The sequence below is a fragment of the Microbispora sp. CA-102843 genome (assembly GCF_050936215.1).
In the GTDB taxonomy this organism is placed as follows: domain Bacteria; phylum Actinomycetota; class Actinomycetes; order Streptosporangiales; family Streptosporangiaceae; genus Microbispora.
In genome coordinates this window covers 731,188-754,663 of record NZ_JBNJNF010000001.1, presented here as the reverse complement: position 1 = coordinate 754,663, position 23,476 = coordinate 731,188, and the positions used below count along the sequence as shown (strand labels likewise).

The window sequence follows — 23,476 nt, the reverse complement described above, 5'->3', positions numbered from 1 at the left end:
CCCTGTGGAAGGCCGCCGAATCAGCCGCCCCGGCCGCTCAGGCGCTGGGCGCGGCAGCGGGAGTGGGCGCGGGCAGCAGCACCTTGCACTTCTCGTACGCCTTGGCCACCTTGGGGTCCGCCGTGGCCAGATCGCGTACGCGCCCGTCGGCGGGCAGCTCGGCGCCGTTGTCCTTCATGCAGGTGCGGAACGCCTGCATGGCCTGCGGATCGACGCCGCGCCCGCCGCCGAACCCGCCCCGGCCGCCGCCTTGCGGCATCAGGGAGCGGCACGCCTCGAACGCCTTGCTCGTCGCGGGGTCCATCGACCGGAACCCGCCGAAACCCCCGCCGGGCCGGTCGCTCGGCCAAGCACTGGGCCTGCCGCTGGGCCGTCCGCTGGGCCGTCCGCTCGGCATCCCGGACGGACGCCCGGTCGGCAGCGTGACGCCGTTCTTCCGCATGCACTCGGTGAACGCGGCCCGGGGGTCGGCGCTCGAGCCGCCGCCTGCCGCCTGCGTGGTGGTGGTCGTGGCGGCGGTGTCGTCACCGCCGCCGCAGCCGGTCACCGTGACCGCCAGGGCCGCCGCGGCGACCGCGATGGACAGGTATCGCAAGGGGGATCACCCTAACCTTTCTTCGGGAGCCTCTCTTCGAGGAACCTCTCTTCGAGGAGGGCACGCGGGGAGGCGGACGCGGAACACCGCGCCGCGGCCGGGCTCGCTGTCGGCCGTGATGGTGCCGCCGTGGGCCTCGACGAGAGCGGCGGCGATGGACAGCCCGAGTCCCGTGCCGCCGGAATCCGACCGGCTGCGCGAGGGATCGGCGCGGTAGAACCTCTCGAAGACGCGCTCGACGTCGCCCGGGGCCAGGCCGGGCCCGTCGTCGGCCACCTCGATGAGGGCCTGCGATCCGGACACGATCCCCACGCCGACGCGGAAGGCGGTGCCCGCGGGGGTGTGCCGCAGGGCGTTGCTGACGAGGTTGCCGACGACCTGGCGCAGCCGCGCCTCGTCGCCGAGCACCCGCACCGGCTCGTCGGAGTCGTCCAGCCGCAGCAGGTCGATCTCCCGGTCCGGCGCGAGGGTCTGCGCGTCGAGCACCGCCCCCGCCGCGAGGCTGAGCACGTCGACCGGGCGGCGTTCGAGGGGGCGCTGCTGGTCGAGCCTGGCGAGCAGCAGCAGGTCGTCCACCAGCAGGCCCATCCGTACGGCCTGGTCCTCGATGCGGCGCAGCAGCAGGACGGGGTCCTGCGAACTCTGCTGCCGGTACAGCTCGGCGAAGCCGCGGATCGAGGTGAGCGGGGTGCGCAGCTCGTGGGAGGCGTCGGCCATGAACCGGCGCATCCGCTCCTGCGACGCCTCCCGCTCCTGGAACGCCGTCTCGATCTGCGTGAGCATGCCGTTGATGGACCGGCCGAGACGGCCCATCTCCGTGCGCCGGTGCCGGAGCGGGACCCGCCGCGACAGGTCGCCTGCCGCGATCGCCTCCGCCGTCCGTTCGATCTCCCCCAGCGGGCGCAGGCTGCGCCGTACGAGCCAGTAGCAGGCGATCCCGAGCGCGACGAGCACCGCGAGGCCGACCCCTGAGACGATCACCACCAGCCGGGAGACCGTGCCGTCGATGTCGGCCAGGCTGATGGCCGCGACGCGGAAGCGGGTGCCGTCCTCCTCGCGTACGGCGATCGCCCGCCACAGCGCTCCCGAGGGGCTCTCCACCGTGAACAGCCACTGCCCGCGGTCCTGCCGGGGCCTGGGCAGCGCGGGTAGCGGATCGGCGTTCGGCGGCTCCTGGACGGTGCGGACGACGGCGCCGTTCCGGTCGAGCAGGACGATGTAGTACGAGCCGAACTGCCGCGGCGGCCGGGACATGTTGCCCGTCATCTGGGACGGAGGCGGCAGGTCGGCCGGGCGGCGGCCGACGGCCATGAGCTGCCCGTCGACCCGGTCCACCAGGTAGCCCCGAAGGAGCTGGACGCCGAAGCCGCCGGTCAGCGCGATCGCGAGCGCCACGAGCAGCAGCGTCCCCGCCACGAGCCGCAGCCAGAGCGGGGTCCTCGCGGCCCGCCGCCGCAGCTCGCGGATGCTCAGCAGGCGCAGCAGCGCGCCCGCGCGCGGCAGCCGGGGCCACCGGCGGGTGCGGGTGGACTCACCGGCCTTCGCACCGGCGTCGCAGGCCGGCCCGCCGATGTGGAGCAGGTCACTGACGCGGCGCACGGAGGACATAGCCCACGCCGCGGAGCGTGTGGATCAGCTTGGGCCCGGTGGTGTCGATCTTGCGCCGGAGATAGGAGACGTACGACTCGACCACGTTGTGGTCGCCGCCGAAGTCGTAGTGCCAGACGTGGTCGAGGATCTGCGCCTTCGACACCACCCGGCCCTGGTTGACCATGAAGTAGTGCAGCAGCTTGAACTCGGTGGGCGACAGCCGTACGGGGACGCCGCCGCGCCAGACCTGGCGGGAGTCCTCGTCGAGCTCCAGATCGGCGACGAGCAGCCGGGCGGGGACGGCGTCGCCGCCGCGCGTGCGGCGCAGCACGGCCCGGATGCGCGCGAGCACCTCCTCCAGGCTGAACGGCTTGGTGACGTAGTCGTCGCCGCAGCCGAGACCGGTGATCTTGTCCTCGTTCGCGTCCCTGGCGGTGAGGAACAGCACAGGGACCCGCCGCCCGGAGGCGTGGAGCCGGTCGGAGACGGCGAAGCCGTCCAGATCCGGCAGCATGACGTCGAGCAGGATCAGGTCGGGGCGCACCTTGCCGGCGATCTGGACCGCCTCGCGGCCGGTGGACGCGGTGATCACCTCGAACCCGGCGTACCGGAGGCTCGCCGACAGCAACTCCCTGATGTCGGGCTCGTCGTCGACGACCAGCAGGCGACCCTCCCTGGTCACGACCCCGCCCTCCGGCCCATGGCCGAGCCCTCGGTGACGGTCGTCGCCGCCACCTGGCCCTGGGCGTCCGCGTTCCCCGCGACGGTGACGAAGCTGCCCGGCTTGAGGTCGGAGACCTTCCCCGACCGGGTGACCTGGACCTTGGTGTCGCCCGAGGTCGTCACCGTGACCACGCCGCCGTTCACGGTCTCGACGTAGATCTTGTCGCCGTCGACCAGCTTGACCGTGCCGAAGGTCATGCCGCCCGCGCCTGCGCCGGCCCCTCCGCCCGCGCGTCCGGCGCCGCCGCCCGCGAAGCCGCCGCCCCCGCCCGCGCCTCGTGCGTACCCGCCGCCGAGCCCACCGCCCCCGGGGGCCTGACCGGCGCCGGCGTACGCCCCGGCACCGGCCGCGCGGGACGGGACCTGTCCCGGCGTGGAGCCGCCCAGGAGCTTCTGCACCTGGATGCCGAGGAGCAGCCCGGCCACGAGCAGGACGCCTCCGGCCAGGGCGAGCGTCAGCTTCGACCCGCCCGCCCGGGCGGGACGCGCCGCCAGCACCTCCTGGAGGTCGTCGTCGAACGGCGAGGTCTCCAGAAGCTCCTCGGTGTCGTGCCTGCTCACATCCATCTCCCTTCCATGGGTCCGGCCATCACTCGAAGCGGAGGGCTTCGATCGGCCGCAGCCCGGCGGCGCGGTTGGCGGGATAGCTGCCGAAGAACAGGCCGATCGCGACCGAGACGCCGAGCGCCAGCGCGATCGACGTGGGGACGATCACGGGCTGTACGCCCGCGATCGTGAACTGGGCGCCGATCACGGCGATCAGCACGCCCAGCAGGCCGCCGACGAGGCTGAGCATCGTCGCCTCGGCGAGGAACTGGCCGAGGATCGCGCCCTTGGGCGCGCCGATCGCCTTGCGGATGCCGATCTCCCTGGTCCGCTCGGTGACCGTGACGAGCATGATGTTGGTGATGCCGATGCCGCCGACGAGCAGGCTGATCGCGGCCACCGCGCCGAGCAGGACCGTGAACGTCCCGGTCGCCGCGCTGACCGTCTCCTGCAGGGTCGCCTGGTTGAGGATGCGATAGTCGGCGCTCGCCGAGTTGGTGATGCCGTGCCGCTGGTTGAGCACCTCGGTGACCTCGGTCTGCGCGGCGTCCACCGTCTCGGCGCTCTTCGCCTGCACGAGGATCTGTCCCAGCGGCCCGAAGCCGGTCAGGCTCTGCTGTACGGCGGGCAGCGGGGCGATCGCCACGTCGTCGGCGTCCTGGAACCCGGACGAGCCGGCCTCCTTGAGCACGCCCACGACGGTGAACGGCACGCCCGACACGCTGATCTGCTTGCCGAGGGGATCGACCGTGCCGAACAGGTTCTCGGCCACCGTCTGCCCGATCACCACGACCTTGCGCGCGGCGAGCACGTCGTCGTTGTAGAAGTAGGCGCCCTTGACCACCGGCTTGTTGGACGCCTCGAAGTAGCTCGGGTAGGTGCCCACGAGCTGGCTGATCGAGTGGCTCGCCCCCTCGTACGTCGCGGTCTGGGACTGGGCCGTCACGACCGGCGAGACGCTCTTGACCGAGGGGACGCTCGCCGGGTCGGCCAGTGCCCGCGCGTCGTCGACAGTCAGGTCCTTGGCCTGGGTGCGCGGGCCGGTGTTCTGCCGCCCGGCCTGGCCGCCCCCTCCCCCGCCGAAACCGCGGGCGAACCCGCCGCCAGGGCCGCCCCCGCCGCCCGAGGTGGACGGCGTGACGGTCAGCGAGTTGGCCCCGAGCCGCTGGATGTTCTGCTGGATCTGCTGGGAGGACCCCTCGCCGACCGCGACCAGCAGGATCACCGCCGCGACGCCGATCAGGATGCCGAGCATGGTGAGCGCGCTGCGCATCTTGTTGGCGGCCAGGCCGCGCAGGGCGAAACGCAGGACCTCCGCGGCGTTCACGAGGCCACCTCCGCGAGCCGCGGGGGCAGCCCGCCGACCGGCGTGGTGCGCACGTCCTCCACGATCTGGCCGTCCATGAGGCGGACGACCCGTTTGGCGTGCGCGGCGACCTCCTCCTCGTGGGTGATGACGACCAGGGTCCGGCCGCTCGCGCTGAGACGGTCGAAGATGTTCATGACGTCCTCGCTGGACTTGCTGTCGAGAGCGCCCGTGGGCTCGTCGGCCAGCAGCAGGGTCGGCGCGGTGACGAGCGCGCGGGCCACCGCCACCCGCTGCTGCTGGCCGCCGGACAGCTCGTTGGGCTGGTGGTGGACGCGCTCGGCGAGCCCGACCCGGTCGAGCGCGGCCAGCGCCCTGCGGCGCCGCTCCGCGGCCTTGACCCCGCCGTACGCCAGGGGAAGCTCGACGTTGGCGAGCGCGCTCATCCGGGGGATGAGGTTGAAGGACTGGAAGATGAAGCCGAGTTTGCGGTTGCGGACGACCGCGAGCCGCCGCTCGTCGAGCCCGCCGACGTCGGTGCCGTCGAGGTGATAGGTCCCCCCGGACGGGACGTCGAGGCAGCCGATGATGTTCATCAGCGTGGACTTGCCCGAGCCGGAGGCGCCCATGATCGCCACGTAGTCGCCGCGCTCCACCCTGAGCGACACGCCGCGCAGCGCGCGCACCGCGGTCTCGCCCTCGCCGTACACCTTGGTGACGTGGCCCAAATCGAGCACAGGAGGGTCGAGCACGGGCGGCGGGCCGGCCCTCATCGGTTGCCTCCGCCGCCGCCACCGCCGCCGAAGCCGCGGCCGAACCCGCCTCCGCCGCCGCCGGGGAACTGGATGCCGCCGCCCCCGCCGGTCGTCGACGCCTGGGGCCGCACCACCTGGTCGCCCTCCTGGAGTCCCGACTTGATCTCAGTGGTGGTGTCGCCCTTCAGGCCGACCTCCACCCGCTTCACTACCTGCTTGCCGTTCTCCAGCACGGTCACCGTGGTCTGGCCGCCCGCCGTGGTGACCGCCGAGGACGCCACCGTGAGCACGTCGTCCGCCTTGCCCACGGTCACCTGGACCGTCGCCGTCTGGCCGAGCCGTACGGTGGAGGGCACGTCGGTCAGCGAGATCGTCACGGCGTACTGGACGACGTTGTTGTTCGTCTGCGGCTGCGGGTCGACCACCGTCACCTTGCCCGCGGCGGTGACCCCGGCGAGGGCGTCGAAGGACACGGTCGCCGCCTGGCCGACCTTGATCCTGCTGACGTCGGCCTCGGTGAAGTTCCCCACGATCCGCAGGCGGGCGGGGTCGGCGATCTCGATGAAGCCGCTGGACCCGCCGGTCCCGCTCGACCCTGCGGACCCGCCCTGCGACTGCGCCTGGCCGCCCTGGGAGGACCCGCCGGAGCCGCCGGACGCGCCCGAGGAGCCGCCCTCGGCTCCGTTGACCGCCGTGACGACCCCGGCGAAGGGCGCTTTGATCACCGTGCCCGCCAGCGCCCGCTTGGCCGACCGGTAGGCGTTCCTCGCGCTGATGTACTGCGAGTAGCCCGAGGCCGTCGAGGTGTCGGCCTCCTCGGCGGCGTCGAGGCTCGCCTGGGCCGCCTCCAGGCTCTCCCGGGCGGCCGTGTCGTCGATGCGCGCGAGCACCTGTCCCTTCTTGACCTTGTCGCCGCTCTCGGCCAGGACGGACTCGACGGTGCCGTTCGTACCGAAATCGAGGGCGCGCGTCCGGGCGCTCTCGACGGAACCGGAGGCCGATACCGAGGCGAGCACGGTCCCGCGGGTCACCCGGGTCGTCAGCGGCGCGGCGCCGTTTCCGGAGGCGTCGCCTCCCACGGATGCCCAGGCCGCCGCGATCCCGCCGAGCAGCAGTACCACCAGGACACCGTTGATGATCAGCGTCCTGCGCTTCGTCGACAGCTTCACGACGACGAACCATGGCAAACCCCGCTTCGGGCAACCTAGGCCGATGCTGAGGGTTTGCTGACAGTCCGCGTCCGGTCCCGCATCCACAGACAACTCTCAGGTACGGCCAAGCCACCGGTCACGTGGCGTCAGCAGGATGTCCGCCATGAGATCGAGCACTCCACTCAGCGTCGGAGGGCTCGCGCTGGCGGGGATCGTCATCGCGAGCGTCGCCGTGATCTCCGCCACTGGCGGCGACACCTCCGTGGCCGACCGGATAGCGCTCGCCTCGGTCAAGCGGGGCACGGTCGCGTCGTACGTCTCCGCCGCCGGCAACACGATCGACACCGGCGTGCGCGATCTCGCGTTCGGAGCCGAGGGCACGGTCGAGAAGGTCTACGTCAAGGTGGGCCAGAAGGTCCGCCGCGGCAAGATCCTCGCCCGGATCGACGACACCATCGCCAGGGAGGACTACGAGGCCGCAAAGGCCGCCCTCGCCGCCGCCGAGGAGACCCTCGACGACGTCAAGAACGGCACCGCCACCACGAGCGCAGCCGGCGCCTCCGGCGGCGGAGCCGGCTCGGGAGTCCGCGCCTCCGGCGGCGGAACCGGCGCGGGCGCCGGGGCAGGGAACGCGGGCGGATCCGGGACCGGAGCTTCCACCGGCGGAAACCGCTCGGGAAGCGCAGGCGGAGCCGGGACCCCCGGCGGCGCAACGGGCGCGGGAGCCGGGGCAGGGAACGCGGGCGGCTCCGGCGGCGGAACCCGAGCGGGGAACACGGGCGGCTCTGGCAGCGGAACCGGAGCGGGGAACACGGGCGGCTCTGGGGGCTCCGGCAACGGTGGCCCGATCTCGTGTCCGACGCCCTCCGTCCGGCCTTCCGGGCAGGCGTCCGCACGTCCCTCCTCGCCGTCTTCCGCGACCGCCCGGCCTTCGGGCCGACCGGCCGCCGCCGCCGCGAACAACCGCGCGAGCGCGGCGAGCATCAGGCTCGTGACGTACCTGGGTGGTGACCACGGCGGCTCCAAGCCCGAGCCCAGTCGGGAGCCCACCGCCACACCACGCCCGCATCCGCACCCGAAACCGTCCAGGGCGCACCGTCCGGCCCCCGCTGACGGCGGCGCGACCGCGCCGAATCCCGAGGTGAGCGTCTCGATCCTGCCGACGGCGCCGGTTCAGCAGCCGTCCGCCAAGCCGAGCCCCTCCTCCAGTGGTTCCTCCTCCGCCTGCGCACCCGGCCAGGGCGGCCAGGGACAGGGCACGCAGGGACAGAACTCGCAGGAACAGGGCCGGCAAGGACAGGGCGGCGGCGCACAGGGGCGCGCGGGCTTCGGCGGCGGCCAGGCAGGACAGGGTGGCCAGGCAGGACAGGGTGGCCAGGCAGGTCAGGGCGGCCAAGGCGGTCAGGGAGGCGGCGCCCGGCTCACCGAGGCCCAGGCCGAGGCGCAGGTCAGCCAGGCGACGACCGAGCTGGCCGAGGCCAAGGAGGCGCTCGCCGGCGTGAGGATCAAGGCTCCGTCGGACGGCACGATCCTGTCCGTCGCGGGGACCACCGGCTCCCGCTACACCTCCGGCACCTTCCTCACCCTCGGCGACCTCGACGACCTGCAGGTCCAGGCGATGTTCACCGAGTCGGACATCCGCTTCCTGAAGGTCGGTCAGGCGGCCACCGTGACGATGCCCACCCAACCGGGGCAGGAGTACCCCGGAACGGTCGCCCACATCGACCCGACCGCGACCACCAGCAACCGCCTGGTCCGTTACGGCGTGACGATCGTCCTGAACAGCCGCCCCGCCCGGCTGCTGCTGGGACAGAGCGCCACCGTACGGGTGACGACCAGCGAGGCGGCCGACGCGCTCTACGTCCCCTCACAGGCCGTACGCGCCCAGGGCGACGGCACGGCCGTGGTCACGGTGGCCAACGGCGGGACGCAGTCGCGCCGTACGGTGAAGGTCGGCGTACGCGGCGACAGCTACGTGGAGATCACGGGCGGCCTCGCCGAAGGGGACCAGGTCGTCCTGCCCGCCGCCTCCACCGCCTTCCCCGACGAGGGCTTCCCCGCCGCCCGCTGATGCCCGTTCACTACCCGCCCGGCGTGAAGACACGATCTCCTGGTCGATGGACGGCGACAACGTACAGTGTTCCCGTGACCACAAGGTGCGACTACGAGGATCTGCACACTCTGGTGGACAGGCTGCGGCCCGAGCAGGTCCGCGATCTGCATACGATCGCGCTCCGGCTGGTCGAGGCGAACGAGAGCCTAGACAGGTCTTGATGCGGAGCAAGAAGGCCGGCGACGGTTGTCGTTCATCGGCGCGATGAACTCGGGAGTCGGCGAGCTGGCGGAACGCCACGAAGAGGTGCTCCGCCAGGGTTTGAATCGCCCGATCTGACGATGCTTCTCGATACGGGCCCTCTGGTCGCGGCCGCTCGACTCCAATGACAAGGACCGCGCGGGTGCGCCGATCTTCCGCGGACCGCTCCGGTCAGGTGCGGGCTTCGGGGGTGAGGGGAAGGGTGACACGGAAGGCGGCGCCGACGCCGGGGGCCGTCTCCACACCGACCTCGCCACCGTGGGCCCGGACGAGGGACTCCACGATCGCGAGCCCGAGGCCGCTGCCCCCGGACGGCCGCGTACGGGAGGGGTCGGCGCGGTAGAAGCGCTCGAAGACCCGGGCGGCCTGCTCGGGAGCGAGGCCGGGCCCCTTGTCGGCCACCTCGATGAACGCCGTGCCGTCCAGGCTGCCGACGCGCACGGTGATCGGCGTTCCCTCGGGCGTGTGGGTCGTGGCGTTGCTCATCAGGTTGCCCACGACCTGCCTCAGCCGCACCTCGTCCCCCGAGACGATCAGCGCCGCGTCCCCCTCGACCACCAGCGAGACGTCGCGGTCGGGGCAGAGGGTCCTGGCGTCGTGGACCGCGTCGGCCGCCAGGGCCAGCAGGTCCACGGGCTGCGTGCGCAGCGGGCGCTGCTGGTCGAGCCGGGCGAGGAGCAGGAGGTCGTCCACCAGCAGCCCCATGCGGGCGGCCTCGCTCTCGATGCGCGACATCAGCCGCGTGGTGTCGGCGTCCGGCACCTGCCGGTGGAACTCGGCGAAGCCCCTGATCGAGGTGAGCGGCGTGCGCAGTTCGTGCGAGGCGTCGGCCACGAAGCGGCGCATGCGCGCCTCCGACTCCCGGGCCGCCGCCTCGGAGGCCGCCCGGGCCTGGAACGCCGCCTCGATCTGGGCGAGCATGCCGTTCAGCGCGCGGGCGAGCCGCCCGACCTCGGTACGCGGGTCGCGGTCGGGGATCCGGCTGCCGAGGTTCCCCCGGACGATGGCCTCGGCGGTCGCCTCGATCTCCCCCAGGGGCCGCAGGCTGCGCCGTACGATCACGACGCCGACGACGGCGAGCAGGACCATCAGGGCGCCGCCGACGAGCGCCTCGATGAGGGCGAGCCGCCCGGTGATCTGCCCGACCGAGGCCATGTCCATCGCGACGACGACCGTGCCGACACCCTCGACGGGCACCACCCGGGCCCGCCACAGGCCGTCGCCCGACACCGCCGGCACAGTCACCGGGTTCCGGGAGGTCACGGTGCCGGGGCCCGGCAGGCTCTCCACGCCCATGCCCCCCTGGGCGAGCAGCGTCCTGCCACCGGTGTCCCGGATCTCCACGCGGCCCTCGGGCGGCACCCTGAGCCGTACGAACGCCCCCGGACCCCGGTCGAGCCGTTTCTCGGTCTCGCGCGCCAGCATGCCGACCTGCATGTCCACCCGGCTGACCAGGTAGTCGCGCAGCACAGAGACGCTGCCCACGCCGATGACCGCGAGGGCGACCGCGACCAGCGCGAGCATGGCCGCGCTGAGCCGGATCCGCAGCGGCGTGCGCCCCGCCACGGCTCAGGCGCCGGTGGGCGGTGTCCGCATGACGTAGCCGACGCCGCGCAGCGTGTGGATGAGCCGGGGGTGGTGCCGGGAATGGGCGTTGTCGAGCTTGCGGCGCAGCACGGACACGTACGACTCGACGATCCCGGCGTCGCCGCGGAAGTCGTAGTCCCACACGTGGTCGAGGATCTGGGCCTTGGACAGCACCCGGCCGGCGTTGCACATGAAGTAACGGAGCAGCTTGAACTCCGTCGGCGACAGGGGCACGGCCCGGCCGCCGCGCCAGACCTCGTGGGACTCCTCGTCCAGTTCGATGTCGGCGAAGGTCAGCCGCGGCGGGATGACCATCGGGTCCCCGGCGGTGCGGCGCAGCACGGCCCGGATCCGGGCGACGACTTCCTCAAGACTGAAGGGCTTGGTCACGTAGTCGTCGCCGCCGAGCGTCAGGCCCCGGATCTTGTCCTCGGTGGCGTCCCGCGCGGTGAGGAAGACCACAGGGGTGTGGGTTCCGCCGCCGCGCAGCCTGCGCACGATGTCGAACCCGTCCATGTCGGGCAGCATGACGTCGAGCACGATCAGATCCGGTCGGTGCCGCTGAGCCGCGGCGACCGCCTCGCCGCCGTTGGATGCGGTGTGGACCTCGAATCCGGCATACCGGAGGCTGGCCGCGAGCAGTTCGAGGATGTTCGGCTCGTCCTCGACGATCAGCAGCCGGGCTTCGGGAGATTCAGCGACCATGGCGGCAGCACTCTAGACCTAGGAAGTTAAGGGAACCGTTAAAGCGATGTGCCGCGCGATCGCCAGGCTGCTCGTCGCCGCAGGTGAGGGCGCGTTTCGCACCAGCACGATTCGCCCGCGCACATCGATGACGAAGTCGTCGAGCAGCCTGCCGTCCCGCGCCACGGCCTGTGCCCGCACACCGCCTCCGGCGCGTACGAGGTCGGCCGGGGCCAGCTCGGGCACGTACCTCCGGGCGGCGGCCACGAAGGCCCGCTTGGCCAGCGAGCCGTACACCTCGCGCAGTCCGGTGCGCCAGTGCTCGGCCGCCATCCGCCGGGTGCCCGGCCAGGCGACGATCCGCCGCAGGTCGCGCAGCGAGGCCGACCGCCAGGAGTAGCCCTCCAGGGCGAGCGCCGGCACGGCGTTGGGCCCGACCAGGACCTCCCCGTCGATCCGGCGGGTCAGGTGGATGCCGAGGAAGGGGTAGCGGGGGTCGGGCACGGGATAGATGAGGCCTCTCACCAGGCCGCGTGCCGGACCGGCGAGCCGGTAGTACTCACCCCGGAACGGGACGATCCGCACGTCGCCGCCCGCTCTCGCCAGGTCCGCCACGCCGTCGGTGCCGAGGCCGGCGCAGGAGATCAGCCGGTCGAAGGTGAACCTCTCCGGCCCGGCCAGCACCGCCACGCCGTCGGTGGTCTGCCTGATCGCGCGTATGGGACGCGAGAGCCGTACGGACCCGCCGGCCTCGGCCACGTCGGCGGCGAAGCGGCGCGCGACCGCGGAGAAGTCGGTGATCGCGGTGTGCGGCGAGTGGACGGCGGCGACTCCGACCGCGTGCGGTTCCACCTCCCGCAGGCCGATCGCGTCGAGCTCGGCGATGCCGGGCACGCCGTTCTCCGCGGCCCGCTCGGCGATGCGGCGCAGTCCGGGCAGTTCGGCCCGGGTGGAGGCCACGACGAGCTTGCCCGCCTCGTCGTACGGCAGGCCGTGCTCGGCGCAGTACTCGCGCAGCATGGCGGCGCCCTCCCGGCAGAGGGTCGCCTTGAGCGAGCCGGGCTGGTAGTAGATCCCGGCGTGCACGACCCCGCTGTTGTGCCCGGTCTGGTGGGCGGCGACCCGGGGCTCCTTCTCCAGCACGGTCACCTCGGCGCCCGCCTGCGCCATCTGCCGGGCCACGGCCAGACCGAGGATCCCCGCGCCGACGATCCCGATCCTCATGTCGGTGCGGTTGTCGACAACAGCATGCGGGACATTGTCGCAGCCGGAGCCGCTCCATGGTGATCGAACCTGTGTTCGGTACGATGGCGGAGTGTACGTGCCACCCGGCTGGCCACCGGAGGTGCGCCCTCCTGGCAGCCCCGACTGGGAGGTCTCGGCCGTTTCGTGGCTGCTCGACGCGGTGCCGCCGGACTACCGTGCGTACGGCGTGCTGCGCCGTCATCCGCTCGCGCTCGCCCGGATGGCCCGCCAGCAGGTGGCGGCCTCGATCCAGGCGGCCAGGGAGGGATACCGGGGAGCGGCGGTGGACCTGAAGGAGCACCTGCCCCCGCACGCGATCGAGGCCGTCCTGGACGCCTACCGCCAGGAGGGCCCCCGGCTCGTACGACTGGCCGAGTCGATCACGCTCGTGGAACGAGCCCTGCTCGGCGAGCACTTCCTACCCCGGCTGTGACCGCGCTCTTATTTCCGGACAAATGGGGCATAACAGCCTAAAAGAGGGAATCGGGGGTTAGTCATGACCACAGAGGGAGTGAGCAAGACGGCCGGTCAGGTCATGCACGAGGGCGCGGAATGCATCGGCGAGCACGAGAGCCTGCGCAGGGCCGCGGAGATGATGCGGGACATGAGCGTGGGTGCCCTGCCCATCTGCGGGGACGACGACCGGCTCAAGGGCATCATCACCGACCGCGACATCGTGATCAAGTGCTGCGCCGAGGGCAAGGACCTCGACCAGACCACGGCGAGCGAGCTCGCCCGCGGCCTGGTCTGGGTGGACGCCGGCGCCAGCGTCGAGGACGCCCTGGCGAAGATGGAGGAGCACCAGATCAAGCGCATGCCGGTGATCGACAACCACCGGATCGTCGGGATGATCACCGAGGCCGACCTGGCCAAGGAGCTACCCGACAGCAAGCTCGCGGAGTTCGTGCACCGCATCTACGCGCGGGGCTGACTCTCGCGGCGATCTCCGGGCCGGGTGCCGCCGGGAGCGGCGTCCCGGCCCTTCGCATGCCCCCTCCCCGCGGCCGCGTGGCCGGCGAGCGCCACGGCGAGGATCGCCCGCGCCGAGCGGCGCATGGTCCGGACCGCCTCCCTCAGCGGCCCGTGCGGTAGGCGATGAACGCGATGATCCCGATCGCCCCGAGAGCGACCGTCACCCATAACACCGGCATCGGCACGGCGGGCAGGCCGCCCCCGGCGGTCGCCCCGCTCGCCTCCGCGCTCGACGCCGCGACCGCGCGCGGCCGGGCGGAGGCCCGGGACGGACTGGGCGATAGAGTCGGACGGGCGGCGACGGGCAGCGGCACCCGGTAGACCGGGCTGTCCTTCCCCTCGCTCCCGGTGAGCAGAGCCGTGCCGTCCCGCGTGTACGTGATCGACTCGGCCTGGTAGAGCGGCGGCATCGTGACGTGCGCGATCAGTTCGCCGGGCGCACGGTAGACGGACGCCGAGAAGTACGTACGGATGACGAAGCTCGACCCGTCGGGGGCGTACGCCGCGTCGGTGGCCATGAGGGGCGCGGGCCCCACCCGGCGCAGGACGTTCACCTTGTCGGTGCGCAGCTTCGCTGGGGCGGCGTAGACGCCCCCGGAGAACTCCTTGCTGACGATGTACAGCCGGCCTGTGCGGGGATCGACCATCACGCCTTCGGCGTTGCGGGGACCGTCGGCGTAGCGGAAGCGATACCGGACGGCCCGCAGCGTCGCGTCCTCCATCGTCCGGGGCTCGGCGACCTTGTAGACGGACACGTCCGGCCAGGCGCCGTCCATGTTGTCGCCGATATCGGCGATCCACAGCACGCCGCGCCCGGTCACGGGGTCGGTGGAGGCCGCGATGCCCTCCCAGTCCCTGGCCTCGGCGTTCCCGATCGTGAAGGTCGCCCGCGTACGGCCGTCCGGGCCGATCGCGTAGATCTGCGGTCCGTGGCCGCTGTCGTTGTGCGTGTAGACGATGCCCTTGTGCGTGGGCGAGACGGCGAGGCCGCTCGACTCGCTGACGCGCTCGTCCCGGATCCGGAACAGCAGCCGCTCCCGGTCGTCCGCCCGCGCCGCCGTCGCCGGTAGCACCGCACCCGCGACCGCGAGGAGAGCCAGGACGGCCCGCGGAATCCTTCTCGTCCGCGTCCGCCCCGTTGTGCTCCCCATGCGGCCATCATTCCCGATGCCCGTCCCGCGCGCGGCGGGCGACATGCCCCCGGTCGTCCCGGAACCGGTCAGGAGCGGGTGTGCGGCCGGCCCGTCACCGCAGGGCGTCGTAGAAGTCGCGCAGATCGGCGGCGAGCACGTCCGGCCGCAGGTGGGCGGCGTAGTGACCACCCCCGTCGTACGACCGCCAGTGGACGATCTTCTTGTGGTCGCGCTCGGCGAAGGTGCGCATCGACACGAAGTCGCCCTCGAACATGGCCAGGCCGAGCGGGACCGTCGTCGGCTCCTTGGGATGCTCGGCGTGCGCGTCCTCGTAGTAGAACCGCGTCGCCGACGTGGCGGTGCCGGTCGCCCAGTAGAGCATCGTGTTGGTCAGGATGAAGTCGTCGTCGACGTCCTCACCGAACAACTGGGTGTTCCAGCCCAGCAGCCCGGCAGGCGAGTCGAAGATCCCGTACGACAGCGTCTGCGGCTGCTGCGAGTGGACCATGTTGAACGACATCTTGTTCTCGTAGAACCACTGCAGCACCTCCAGTCCCTTCCGCTCCTCGTCGGTGAGGTTCGCCATCTCCGCCGGGCCGCCCGAGGGGAAGGAGTAGATCTGCGTGACGTGGACGCCGACGACGTGCTCGGGGTCCACCCGGCCCACCTCGGGCGAGACGAACGAGCCGCCGTCGTTGCCCACCGCGCCGTACCGGTCGTAGCCGAGCCTGCGCATGAGCTCCGCCCACGCCCGGGCCGTACGGAACCGGTTCCAGCCCCGCTCCCTCGTCGGGCCGGAGAAGCCGAAGCCGGGCAGCGACGGGATCACCAGGTGGAACGCCTGCGCCGGATCCTCGGGGTTCGTCAGCGGTTCGATGACCTTGAGATATTCCACGATCGAGCCCGGCCAGCCGTGGGTCAGGATCAGCGGAAGGGCGTCCTCGTGCGGCGACCGCACGTGCAGGAAGTGGATGTCCTGCCCGTCGATCTCGGTGATGAACTGCGGATACCGGTTGATCTCGGCCTCGTGGGCACGCCAGTCGTATCCGTCCCGCCAGTACTCGGCCAGCCGCTTCACGTACTCGACCGGCACGCCGTACTCCCACCCGGTTCCCGGGATCTCGTCGGGCCAGCGGGTCCGGCCCAGCCGGTCCTTCAGGTCGTCGAGGTCGGCCTGCGGGACGTCGATGCGGAAAGGCCTGATCAGGGACGCGATCTGCGTGTTCTCGCTCATGACGCCGACATTACGGACCCTTCCGGACAGGTTCTGTCCTGAAGTGCCGCCAGACTGAGAACATGCTGGAAACCTCGGCGCGGCTGCTGCGCCTGCTGTCGTTGCTCCAGGCCAGACGCGACTGGCCCGGCGCGACCCTGGCCGAACGGCTCGGCGTGAGCGAGCGGACGGTGCGCCGCGACGTCGACCGACTGCGTGATCTCGGCTATCCGGTGGAGTCCAGCCGGGGCACGGACGGCGGCTACCGGCTGGTCGCCGGGGCGGCGATGCCGCCCCTGCTCCTCGACGACGAGGAGGCGGTGGCCGTGGCGATCGGACTGCGGGCCGCCGCCGGTGTGGCGGGCGTCGAGGAGGCGGCCGAGCGCGCCGCCGCCAAGCTCGAACAGGTGCTGCCGTCGCGCCTGCGCCGCCGGGTCGGCGCCCTGCAGGCGTATACCGAGCCCGTGCCGCCCGACCGGCCAGGTCCGGCGGTCGACCCGGCCGTGCTGAGCGTGCTGGCCGCGGCCTGCCGTGACCGCGAACGGCTGCGGTTCGACTACCGCGGCCACGACGGCTCCTCCGGCGGCCGGGTGGCCGAGCCCTATCGGCTCGTGTCCTGGGGCCGCCGCTGGTATCTCGTGGCCTGGGACGTCGGCCGCGACGACTGGCGCACGTTCCGGGTGGACCGCATCGCGCCGCGCACTCCCACCGGCCCGCGCTTCCCGCCCCGCGACCCTCCGGAGGGCGGCGCGGCGGCGTACGTCGCCCGGGGCGTGTCGTCGTCGGCCTGGCGGCACCACGCCCGGGTGCTCGTCCACGCCCCCGCCGAGGTGGTCGTCGCGCGGATCAATCCCGCCGTCGGCGTCGTGGAGGACGTCGACGGCCATACCTGCGTGCTTGCCACCGGCGCCGACACCCTGAACTCGCTCGCCGTCCACCTCGGCCTGCTCGACCTCGACTTCGAGGTCACCGGCCCGCCGGAACTGGTGGACCACCTGCGCGCCCTCACCGCCCGCTATGCCCGCGCGACCGCCATCGCGGCAGAGGGGTCAGGCTGAGGCGCCGCCGTCGAGCACCAGGTCGAGCCCCACCGCGAAACCGGCGTCGTCCGAGGCGAGCCAGAGCACGGTGCCGGCGATCTCGTCGAGACCGCCGACGCGGCCGATCGGCAGCGATTCCCGGATCCGGGCGGCCCGGTCGTCCTCGATCTCGCCGGGGCGCAGGGACATCGCGGTGTCCAGCGGCCCCGGGCTGACCGCGTTGATCCGCACGCCCTCCCGAATGTTCTCCAGCGCGGCGGTGCGGGTCAGAGCGCTGACGGCCGCCTTGGACGCGGCGTAGGCGCCCAGCCCGGCCCTGCGCGTGTGGGCCCCGATGTTCGAGGCGATGTTCACGATCACGCCGGATCCCTGCGCGCGCATCGCGGCGATCTCGTGCTTCATCGCGAGGAAGACGCCCGTCGTGTTGACCTGGAGGACACGCGCCCAGTCCTCCTCCGGCATCTCCACGACCGTGCCCGCCGCGAAGATCCCGGCGCAGTTGACCGCGACGTCGAGGCGGCCGAACCGGGTGACGATCTCCCGGACGAGCCGGCCCATACCGGCCGAGTCGGTCACGTCGACCGTGAGCGCGTCGGCCCGGCCTCCCTCGGCCTCGATCAGCTTGACGGTCTGCTCCAGCGACTCCCGGCCCCGCCCGGCCGCCACCACGGCGGCGCCCTCCCGGGCGAACCCATGGGCGACCGCCCGGCCGACGCCGGAACCCGCTCCGGTGACCAGCACGACCTTGTCCGCGAACCTCATGTCTCGCTCCCTTGCCTGAGCGGCTACTTTCAAGACTGAACGGTCAAAAATCAGGGCATGCAGAAAGCCCACTGTGAGAGGTCAGCGGAGCATCGCGAGGGCCTGGGCGGCGGCGTCGCGGAGGCGGGCGGGGTCGCCGTGGCCCTTCGCCATCACCTGAAGCCCCTGCAGGAAGACGAGCACGAACCGCGCCAGCGCTCGGGGGTCGGCCTCGGCGGAGATCTCCCCCTGGGCGCGGGCGCGGATGAGCGCCGAGGCCAGCGCCGTCTCCAGGCCCGTCCAACTGGTCTCGACGAGCCGGGCGACCGGCTCGTCGTCCGGCAGGAGCTCGGTCGCCGCATTCACGATCATGCAGCCGCGCCGGTCGCGGTCGCGGATCGAGTCCTCGGTGTAGAGCTCGACCAGGGTTCGTACGGCCGGCAGGGCGGGGCCGGGCTGCGACAGCAGCTCGACGAGGTCAGGGTCGCGCGTCTGGGCGTACCGCTCCAGCGCCTTCACGTAGAGGTCGTGCTTGCCGCCGAAGGTGGCGTACAGGCTGGCGCGGCCGATGCCGAGGTGCTCGACCAGGTCGGCCATCGACGTGGCCTCGTAGCCGCGCCGCCAGAACAGGTCCAGGGCCCGTTCCAGCACGACGTCGGGGTCGAACTCCTTGGTCCGTGCCATGGCCTCGACCCTAGGCCATTCGAGAACGATCGGTCAATTAAGCCGGGACGCGGTCGTCCCAGGTGATGCGGTAGTCGTGCATCCAGGCCAGCGCGTTCCGCTTCTCCACCTGACGCATGATCACGGGAAGGATCAGGTCGCGGACGAAGGCCCCGCCGGCGCCCGGCGCCTTGCCGTCGCCGTTGCGCTTGCCCTGCGCCACGACGCGCTCGACCCGCTCGCGCCGCAGCCTCTCGAAGGCGGCGAACGCGTCCGCCGTGTCCGGCACGTCGCGCAGGCACTTCCCGAGCACGACGGCGTCCTCGATCGCCATCGACGCCCCCTGCCCCGAGGACGGCGAGGTGGCGTGGGCCGCGTCTCCGAGGATGACCATGCGCTCGGTGAACCACTTCGGCACGCTCGGGAAGTCGTAGGTGTTCCAGCCGGGCAGGATGTGCGGGGTCGCGGCGATGATCTCCCGCATCGGCCCCGTCTCGCCCTCGAACAGGTCCATGAGCCTGGCCCGCCACTGGTCGGGGGTGATCGCCGCGAGGTCCTCGGTGGCCATCTCCCTGCGGCTCGGCGGGTTGGCGAACCACCACACCCGCCCGTCCGGGTGGATCATGTACCCGAAGAAGCACCGCCTGCCGAAGATGAAGTTGGTGACCCCCGGCCGGCCCGGCACCCGTGCGCCCTCGGCGTAGCCGCCGGTGTTCAGCAGCCCGACGTACCGGGCGCGGGGGGCGCCGGGGTCGATGAGAGCGCGGGTGCGCGAGCGCAGCCCGTCGGCGCCGACCAGCAGGTCGCCCTCGGCCTCACTCCCGTCGGCGAAGACCGCCCGCACCCCGTTCGAGGTCGCCGAGGCGTCGGTGAGCCGCTTGCCGTAGTGGATCCGCACGCCCCGCCGTACGGCCTCGTCGCGCAGCGCCTGGTAGAGGTCGGCGCGCCGGAGCGTACGGCTCGGCTGGCTCGTGGTCGCCAGCAGCTTGCCGCGCGCGTTGCGGATCTCCATGACCGGCGTGTCCATGCCGAGGTCGCAGACGAGGTCGTGCAGGTCGAGCAGGCGCAGAGCCTCCAGTTGACCGCGAGCGTGAGGAAGGCGCCGACGCCCTCGGCGCCCCGGTCGTAGGCCTCGAAGACCTCGCTGTCGATTCCGGCGCGCTGCAGCGCCATGGCCGTCACGGGACCCGCGATCCCGCCACCGATGATCAGTGCTCTCTTGGTCATGCGATGACTATACATATTATGACTATTCAACGGCAAGGCCTCTATGATGGGCGCCATGTCGACACGGCGCTCCCCCCTGGCCACGGCAGTGCTCGCCCTGGTCTGCGAGTCGCCGATGCACGCGTACCGCATGCAGCAGATGATCAAGGAGCGGCACCAGGACGACGTGGTCAACGTCGCGCAGCGCAACAGCGTCTACCAGACGATCGAGCGCCTGGTCCGCGACGGGCTGCTGGCGGTCCGCGAGACCACCCGCGAGGAGAACCGGCCGGAGCGGACCGTCTACGAGGCCACCGAGACGGGCCGGGAGACGCTCAAGCAGTGGATGCGGACCATGGTGTCCACCCCCGCCAGGGAGTTCCCCGAGTTTCCCGCCGCGCTCGCCTTCCTGCCCGTCCTGACGCCGGAGGAGGCGCTGGCGGCGCTGCGGCAGCGGATCGCCGCGCTGGAGGCACGGCTGTCCGCGCTCGAGGCCGAGATCGCCGACAGCCTGACCTTCGTGCCCCGCCTCTTCCTCGTGGAGTCGGAGTATCAGCGGGCCCAGGTCACCTCGGAGCTGGAGTTCGTGCGCGGCCTCGCCGACGACCTGAGCGAGGGCCGCCTCACCTGGGACTTCCACATCTGACGCGTGTCGCGACTCGCCTGGAGTCCACTCCAGGTACCTAGGGTGGAGGGCATGGAATACGGACACCTTGGCCGCACCGGCCTGCTGGTCAGCAAGCTCTGCCTGGGGACCATGAACTTCGGTCCGCTCACCGCCGAGGAGGACTCGTTCGCGATCATGGATCGCGCCCACGAGCTCGGCCTCAACTTCTTCGACACCGCCAATGTGTACGGGTGGAAGAAGGGCGAGGGGATCACCGAGAACATCATCGGCCGCTGGTTCGCCCAGGGCGGGGGCCGCCGCGAGAAGACGGTCATCGCCACCAAGCTGTACGGCTCGATGGGCGACTGGCCGAACGAGGAGAAGCTGTCCGCGCTGAACATCCGGCGGGCGGCGGAGGCCTCGCTGCGCCGGATGCAGACCGACTACATCGACGTCTACCAGGCCCACCACATCGACCGGGACACCCCGTTCGAGGAGTTCTGGGAGGCCATGGACATCCTCAAGCAGCAGGGCAAGATCCTGTACGTCGGCTCGTCGAACTTCGCCGGCTGGCACATCGCCAAGGCCCAGGAGTCGGCCCGCCGCCGGAACACCCTCGGCCTGGTCAGCGAGCAGTCCCACTACAACCTGATCGTCCGCGCGCCCGAGCTGGAGGTCATCCCGGCCTGCGAGGACTACGGCCTCGGGCTGATCCCGTGGAGCCCGCTCGCGGGCGGCCTGCTCGGCGGCATCCTCCGCAAGATCGACAAGGGCCGCTCGGCGGCCGACCACATAGTCGCCCAGCTCGACAAGCACCGCGACAAGATCGAGCAGTACGAGGCGTTCTGCGACGAGCTCCGTGAGGACCCGGCCAACGTGGGGCTGGCCTGGCTGCTGCACCAGCGGGCGGTCACCGCGCCGATCATCGGCCCCCGTACGGTCGAGCAGCTCGACGGCACGATCCGGGCGCTGGAGATCGAGCTGGACGACAAGGCGCTCGCCCGGCTCGACGAGATCTTCCCCGGCTTCAAGACCTCCCCGGAGGAGTACGCCTGGTGATCAGGCGCTGTTGAGGAGTGCGCCGACGATCACGATGATCACGAGCAGCGCGAGCACCGTGGGCAACAGCCAGCGACGAGGACGATCCACGTCATGGAGCCTAGTCGCGCACTGCCAATGGGTACGCCTCGACCTGCTCGTACCGCACGCTCGCCCCGATGTGGCTGCGTACGAGGTGCACCGACGACACCTCCCAGCGCCGCCCGCCGAAGGCGCTCAGGGCGCCGACCAGGGGGCGCAGGTCGTCGCCGTGGCGTGACCGGGTCCTGGAGCGGGCCAGGGTGAGGTGGGGGTGGAACCGCTTGCGGTCCGTCTCCGCCGCCCCGGCCCGCCGGGCGCCGGCCGCCACCGACCCGGCGAGCCTGGTCAACGCCGGCCCGGCGTCCAGGCCGACCCAGAAGATGCGTCCACGGGAGGCGGAGGGGAAGGCACCGGCGCCGCCGAACGACACCGTCTCGGGGGAGTATCGGGCGGCCGCGCGGGTCAGCCGTACGCGCAGCTCGGGCAGGACCTCGTCGGGCACCTCGCCGAGGAAGGCCACGGTCACGTGCCAGAGCGCGGGATCGACCCAGCGCAGCTCCGACCACTCGGCGCGTACGGGCTCGACCGCCGTGGCGATCTCCGCCAGCGCCTCAGGCGGCGGCAGCAGCGCCACGAACAATCTGCTCACGTGCCGATTCTTCCCTCAGCGCCACGCGGGCCGCGACCATCCGGGTCACCAGCACCGCCAGGCAGACGCCGCACATGCTCAGCACGCCGGCGGCCACGACCGAGACCCGGGGACCGGCCAGTTCGGAGAGCCAGCCCACCAGCGGCGCCCCGATCGGCGCTCCCCCGGTGAAGACCAGCACGTAGATCCCCATGACCCGGCCGCGCATCTCAGGCGAGGCGCCGAGCTGCACCATCGTGTTCGCGGTCGTGTTGACCGTGATCATCGCCATGCCCGCGGGGACGAGCATCAGCAGGAAGGCCGCGTACGCGGGCGCGAGCCCGGCGACGACCTGGAACAGCCCGAAGCACAGCGCCCCGGCGATCAGAAACCTGCGGCTCGGCTTGACCCGGCGCGCGGCCAGCAGCGCCCCGCCGAACGCCCCGACGGCGAACGCGCTGGACGCCACGCCGAAGGAGGACGCGCCCGCGCCGAACGCCTGCTTGGCCATCAGCGCGATGCTGGTCGAGAAGCTCTGCGCGAAGATCGCCATGAACGCCACGAGCAGCAGCGGCAGCAGCAGGTCGGGCCGGCCGCCGACGTAGCGCAGGCCCTCGCGGAGCTGGCCCTTGCCCCGCGGCACGGGCTCCGGCGAGCGCAGGTCCGACACCCGCATGAGCGCGAGTCCGGTGATCACTGCGGCGAACGACGCGGCGTTCAGCACGAAGATCGGGCCGGTGCCGATCCAGGAGATCAGCAGGCCGGCCACCGCCGGGCCGACGACCCGGGCGAGGTTGAAGGTCGAGCTGTTCAGCGCGATGGCGTTCGGCAGGTCCCGCCGGCCCACCATCTCGACCACGAACGACTGCCGCGTGGGCACCTCGACACAGGACACCAGGCCGAGCGTGAACGCCATGGCGTACACGTGCCAGACCTGGGCCGTCCCCGTGAGGACCAGCACGCCCATGGTGAGCGCAAGCAGCCCCATGAGCGTCTGGGCCGCCATGAGGATCCGGCGCTTGGGGTAGCGGTCCGCGATCACCCCGCCGAACATCCCGAACAGCATCGTCGGCAGGAACTGCAGCGCCACGGTGACGCCGAGCGCCGAGCCGCGGCCGTGCGCGAGGTCGAGGACCAGCCAGTCCTGGGCGGTGCGCTGCATCCAGGTGCCGACGTTGGAGATCACGCCGCCGGAGGCGAACAGGCGGTAGTTGTAGTTCCGCAGCGAGCGGAACATGCCGCCTACATCGTGGACAGCTTCTCCAGGATCGGCGCCGCCGCTCGCAGCGTCGCCCTCTCCTCCGGCGTCAGGTCCTTGAGCCGCTGCGCCAGCCAGGCTTCCTTCGTTCGGCGCTCCTCCTTGAGCAGCGCCGCCCCCTGCGGCGTCACGCTCACCGTCACCTGCCGGCGGTCGGTCGGATGAGGTTCGCGCTCCAGCAGACCCCGGGCCTCCAGCTTGGCGATCACGCGGGTCATCGAGGGCGGCTGCACCTTCTCGTGCTCCGCGAGTTCGCCGGGGGTCATCGCGGTGTGGCGCTCTACGGCGACGAGCGTCGCGAGCTGTGTGGGCGTCAGTGAGTGGTGTGCGGCCTGCCTGCGCATCCGTCGCGTCAGCCGCGCGAGGGATACGCGCAAGGCGGACGCGAGAGCGGCGTCGCTGCGCAAGTTCTGGGCGTTCGTTAGCATGACTCATTACC

The 23,476-nt window shown here is 72.0% G+C and carries 25 protein-coding genes; 7 read left to right on the top strand and 18 right to left on the bottom strand.

Annotated features, from left to right (window positions below):
• Nucleotides 1–37 precede the first annotated feature (37 nt).
• The 7 genes from ACQEVJ_RS03645 to ACQEVJ_RS03615 are packed head-to-tail and all read right to left on the bottom strand — an operon-like array spanning nt 38 to nt 6,684.
• Nucleotides 38–595, bottom strand: coding sequence for a hypothetical protein (locus ACQEVJ_RS03645; protein WP_433097134.1), 558 nt, complete (start codon nt 593–595; stop codon nt 38–40).
• A 6-nt stretch (nt 596–601) separates the two neighbouring features.
• Nucleotides 602–2,194, bottom strand: coding sequence for a sensor histidine kinase (locus ACQEVJ_RS03640; protein ID WP_433097132.1), 1,593 nt, complete (start codon nt 2,192–2,194; stop codon nt 602–604).
• Nucleotides 2,178–2,867 (bottom strand): response regulator transcription factor, encoded by a 690-nt coding sequence (locus ACQEVJ_RS03635; protein WP_433097130.1) that lies wholly within the window; start codon nt 2,865–2,867, stop codon nt 2,178–2,180. Before ACQEVJ_RS03635 ends, ACQEVJ_RS03640 begins: the two co-directional genes overlap by 17 nt.
• Nucleotides 2,864–3,469, bottom strand: a complete 606-nt coding sequence (locus tag ACQEVJ_RS03630) for a hypothetical protein (protein ID WP_433097128.1) — start codon at nt 3,467–3,469, stop codon at nt 2,864–2,866. Before ACQEVJ_RS03630 ends, ACQEVJ_RS03635 begins: the two co-directional genes overlap by 4 nt.
• Before the next feature lie 28 nt (nt 3,470–3,497).
• A complete protein-coding gene (locus ACQEVJ_RS03625; protein WP_433097126.1) occupies nt 3,498–4,781 on the bottom strand; it encodes an ABC transporter permease in 1,284 nt (427 codons plus the stop codon).
• Nucleotides 4,778–5,533 carry an ABC transporter ATP-binding protein gene (locus ACQEVJ_RS03620; protein WP_433097124.1) on the bottom strand — a complete coding sequence of 252 codons (756 nt, stop codon included), beginning with the start codon at nt 5,531–5,533 and terminating at the stop codon, nt 4,778–4,780. Before ACQEVJ_RS03620 ends, ACQEVJ_RS03625 begins: the two co-directional genes overlap by 4 nt.
• A complete protein-coding gene (locus ACQEVJ_RS03615; RefSeq protein WP_433097122.1) occupies nt 5,530–6,684 on the bottom strand; it encodes an efflux RND transporter periplasmic adaptor subunit in 1,155 nt (384 codons plus the stop codon). The genes ACQEVJ_RS03620 and ACQEVJ_RS03615 overlap by 4 nt, the downstream gene beginning before the upstream one ends.
• A 145-nt stretch (nt 6,685–6,829) precedes the next feature.
• Here ACQEVJ_RS03615 and ACQEVJ_RS03610 point away from each other — a divergent pair, with 145 nt between their 5' ends.
• Together ACQEVJ_RS03610 and ACQEVJ_RS03605 are read left to right on the top strand one after the other, a co-directional pair.
• Nucleotides 6,830–8,737 carry an efflux RND transporter periplasmic adaptor subunit gene (locus tag ACQEVJ_RS03610; RefSeq protein WP_433097120.1) on the top strand — a complete coding sequence of 636 codons (1,908 nt, stop codon included), beginning with the start codon at nt 6,830–6,832 and terminating at the stop codon, nt 8,735–8,737.
• A 74-nt stretch (nt 8,738–8,811) separates the two neighbouring features.
• Entirely contained in the window at nt 8,812–8,940 is a 129-nt protein-coding gene (locus ACQEVJ_RS03605; protein ID WP_433097118.1) for a hypothetical protein, read from the top strand.
• Nucleotides 8,941–9,151: 211 nt separating this feature from the next.
• Here the strand turns inward: ACQEVJ_RS03605 and ACQEVJ_RS03600 are convergent, their stop codons facing one another.
• Genes ACQEVJ_RS03600 through lhgO form a run of 3 tightly spaced genes read right to left on the bottom strand, consistent with a single transcriptional unit; the run spans nt 9,152 to nt 12,475 of the window.
• Complete coding sequence (locus tag ACQEVJ_RS03600; protein ID WP_433097116.1) at nt 9,152–10,546, bottom strand: HAMP domain-containing sensor histidine kinase; 1,395 nt, start codon at nt 10,544–10,546, stop codon at nt 9,152–9,154.
• A gap of 3 nt (nt 10,547–10,549) precedes the next feature.
• Nucleotides 10,550–11,272, bottom strand: a complete 723-nt coding sequence (locus ACQEVJ_RS03595) for a response regulator transcription factor (RefSeq protein ID WP_433097114.1) — start codon at nt 11,270–11,272, stop codon at nt 10,550–10,552.
• 18 nt (nt 11,273–11,290) lie between these two features.
• Entirely contained in the window at nt 11,291–12,475 is a 1,185-nt protein-coding gene (gene lhgO / locus ACQEVJ_RS03590) for an L-2-hydroxyglutarate oxidase (protein ID WP_433097112.1), read from the bottom strand.
• Nucleotides 12,476–12,566: 91 nt separating this feature from the next.
• Between lhgO and ACQEVJ_RS03585 the strand changes: the two genes are divergently transcribed.
• Nucleotides 12,567–12,929 carry a hypothetical protein gene (locus ACQEVJ_RS03585; RefSeq protein ID WP_433097110.1) on the top strand — a complete coding sequence of 121 codons (363 nt, stop codon included), beginning with the start codon at nt 12,567–12,569 and terminating at the stop codon, nt 12,927–12,929.
• A 63-nt stretch (nt 12,930–12,992) separates the two neighbouring features.
• The gene (locus ACQEVJ_RS03580) at nt 12,993–13,427 is read left to right on the top strand and encodes a CBS domain-containing protein (protein ID WP_433097108.1); all 435 of its coding nucleotides are present in this window, start codon (nt 12,993–12,995) and stop codon (nt 13,425–13,427) included.
• 142 nt (nt 13,428–13,569) lie between these two features.
• Here ACQEVJ_RS03580 and ACQEVJ_RS03575 read toward each other — a convergent pair whose 3' ends face one another.
• Together ACQEVJ_RS03575 and ACQEVJ_RS03570 are read right to left on the bottom strand one after the other, a co-directional pair.
• Nucleotides 13,570–14,619, bottom strand: a complete 1,050-nt coding sequence (locus tag ACQEVJ_RS03575) for a hypothetical protein (protein ID WP_433097106.1) — start codon at nt 14,617–14,619, stop codon at nt 13,570–13,572.
• A gap of 94 nt (nt 14,620–14,713) precedes the next feature.
• Nucleotides 14,714–15,835 (bottom strand): epoxide hydrolase family protein, encoded by a 1,122-nt coding sequence (locus ACQEVJ_RS03570; protein WP_433097104.1) that lies wholly within the window; start codon nt 15,833–15,835, stop codon nt 14,714–14,716.
• A 62-nt stretch (nt 15,836–15,897) separates the two neighbouring features.
• Between ACQEVJ_RS03570 and ACQEVJ_RS03565 the strand changes: the two genes are divergently transcribed.
• Nucleotides 15,898–16,872, top strand: a complete 975-nt coding sequence (locus ACQEVJ_RS03565; protein ID WP_433097102.1) for a helix-turn-helix transcriptional regulator — start codon at nt 15,898–15,900, stop codon at nt 16,870–16,872.
• On the opposite strand, the gene ACQEVJ_RS03560 is transcribed toward ACQEVJ_RS03565, so the two are convergent.
• From ACQEVJ_RS03560 to ACQEVJ_RS03550, 3 genes are all read right to left on the bottom strand, one after another.
• A complete protein-coding gene (locus ACQEVJ_RS03560; RefSeq protein ID WP_433097100.1) occupies nt 16,864–17,616 on the bottom strand; it encodes an SDR family NAD(P)-dependent oxidoreductase in 753 nt (250 codons plus the stop codon). The two genes, ACQEVJ_RS03565 and ACQEVJ_RS03560, sit on opposite strands and share 9 nt — an antisense overlap.
• Nucleotides 17,617–17,697: 81 nt before the next feature.
• Nucleotides 17,698–18,279: a TetR/AcrR family transcriptional regulator gene (locus ACQEVJ_RS03555; protein ID WP_433097098.1), complete on the bottom strand. Its 582-nt coding sequence runs from the start codon at nt 18,277–18,279 to the stop codon at nt 17,698–17,700.
• Between the two features lie 37 nt (nt 18,280–18,316).
• Nucleotides 18,317–19,285 carry an FAD-dependent monooxygenase gene (locus ACQEVJ_RS03550; RefSeq protein ID WP_433097096.1) on the bottom strand — a complete coding sequence of 323 codons (969 nt, stop codon included), beginning with the start codon at nt 19,283–19,285 and terminating at the stop codon, nt 18,317–18,319.
• A gap of 255 nt (nt 19,286–19,540) precedes the next feature.
• Here ACQEVJ_RS03550 and ACQEVJ_RS03545 point away from each other — a divergent pair, with 255 nt between their 5' ends.
• Together ACQEVJ_RS03545 and ACQEVJ_RS03540 are read left to right on the top strand one after the other, a co-directional pair.
• The gene (locus tag ACQEVJ_RS03545) at nt 19,541–20,110 is read left to right on the top strand and encodes a helix-turn-helix transcriptional regulator (RefSeq protein WP_433097094.1); all 570 of its coding nucleotides are present in this window, start codon (nt 19,541–19,543) and stop codon (nt 20,108–20,110) included.
• Between the two features lie 51 nt (nt 20,111–20,161).
• The gene (locus ACQEVJ_RS03540) at nt 20,162–21,130 is read left to right on the top strand and encodes an aldo/keto reductase (RefSeq protein ID WP_433097092.1); all 969 of its coding nucleotides are present in this window, start codon (nt 20,162–20,164) and stop codon (nt 21,128–21,130) included.
• A 100-nt stretch (nt 21,131–21,230) separates the two neighbouring features.
• Here ACQEVJ_RS03540 and thpR read toward each other — a convergent pair whose 3' ends face one another.
• The 3 genes from thpR to ACQEVJ_RS03525 are packed head-to-tail and all read right to left on the bottom strand — an operon-like array spanning nt 21,231 to nt 23,465.
• Nucleotides 21,231–21,800 carry an RNA 2',3'-cyclic phosphodiesterase gene (gene thpR / locus ACQEVJ_RS03535; RefSeq protein WP_433097090.1) on the bottom strand — a complete coding sequence of 190 codons (570 nt, stop codon included), beginning with the start codon at nt 21,798–21,800 and terminating at the stop codon, nt 21,231–21,233.
• On the bottom strand, nt 21,763–23,016 hold the full coding sequence (locus ACQEVJ_RS03530) for an MFS transporter (protein ID WP_433097088.1): 1,254 nt from the start codon (nt 23,014–23,016) through the stop codon (nt 21,763–21,765). Before ACQEVJ_RS03530 ends, thpR begins: the two co-directional genes overlap by 38 nt.
• Nucleotides 23,017–23,021: 5 nt before the next feature.
• The gene (locus ACQEVJ_RS03525; RefSeq protein ID WP_433097086.1) at nt 23,022–23,465 is read right to left on the bottom strand and encodes a MarR family winged helix-turn-helix transcriptional regulator; all 444 of its coding nucleotides are present in this window, start codon (nt 23,463–23,465) and stop codon (nt 23,022–23,024) included.
• Nucleotides 23,466–23,476 lie beyond the last annotated feature (11 nt).

Excerpts from the sequence above, each read along its gene's own strand:
- ACQEVJ_RS03620 (WP_433097124.1), bottom strand. The coding sequence starts at position 5,533 with ATGAGGGCCGGCCCGCCGCCCGTGCTCGACCCTCCTGTGCTCGATTTG.
- ACQEVJ_RS03570 (WP_433097104.1), bottom strand. The coding sequence starts at position 15,835 with ATGAGCGAGAACACGCAGATCGCGTCCCTGATCAGGCCTTTCCGCATC.
- ACQEVJ_RS03560 (WP_433097100.1), bottom strand. The coding sequence starts at position 17,616 with ATGAGGTTCGCGGACAAGGTCGTGCTGGTCACCGGAGCGGGTTCCGGC.
- lhgO (WP_433097112.1), bottom strand. The coding sequence starts at position 12,475 with ATGAGGATCGGGATCGTCGGCGCGGGGATCCTCGGTCTGGCCGTGGCC.
- ACQEVJ_RS03595 (WP_433097114.1), bottom strand. The coding sequence starts at position 11,272 with ATGGTCGCTGAATCTCCCGAAGCCCGGCTGCTGATCGTCGAGGACGAG.
- ACQEVJ_RS03580 (WP_433097108.1), top strand. The coding sequence starts at position 12,993 with ATGACCACAGAGGGAGTGAGCAAGACGGCCGGTCAGGTCATGCACGAG.
- ACQEVJ_RS03610 (WP_433097120.1), top strand. The coding sequence starts at position 6,830 with ATGAGATCGAGCACTCCACTCAGCGTCGGAGGGCTCGCGCTGGCGGGG.
- ACQEVJ_RS03550 (WP_433097096.1), bottom strand. The coding sequence starts at position 19,285 with ATGGACACGCCGGTCATGGAGATCCGCAACGCGCGCGGCAAGCTGCTG.
- ACQEVJ_RS03530 (WP_433097088.1), bottom strand. The coding sequence starts at position 23,016 with ATGTTCCGCTCGCTGCGGAACTACAACTACCGCCTGTTCGCCTCCGGC.
- ACQEVJ_RS03540 (WP_433097092.1), top strand. The coding sequence starts at position 20,162 with ATGGAATACGGACACCTTGGCCGCACCGGCCTGCTGGTCAGCAAGCTC.
- ACQEVJ_RS03545 (WP_433097094.1), top strand. The coding sequence starts at position 19,541 with ATGTCGACACGGCGCTCCCCCCTGGCCACGGCAGTGCTCGCCCTGGTC.
- ACQEVJ_RS03575 (WP_433097106.1), bottom strand. The coding sequence starts at position 14,619 with ATGGGGAGCACAACGGGGCGGACGCGGACGAGAAGGATTCCGCGGGCC.
- ACQEVJ_RS03555 (WP_433097098.1), bottom strand. The coding sequence starts at position 18,279 with ATGGCACGGACCAAGGAGTTCGACCCCGACGTCGTGCTGGAACGGGCC.
- ACQEVJ_RS03565 (WP_433097102.1), top strand. The coding sequence starts at position 15,898 with ATGCTGGAAACCTCGGCGCGGCTGCTGCGCCTGCTGTCGTTGCTCCAG.
- ACQEVJ_RS03525 (WP_433097086.1), bottom strand. The coding sequence starts at position 23,465 with ATGCTAACGAACGCCCAGAACTTGCGCAGCGACGCCGCTCTCGCGTCC.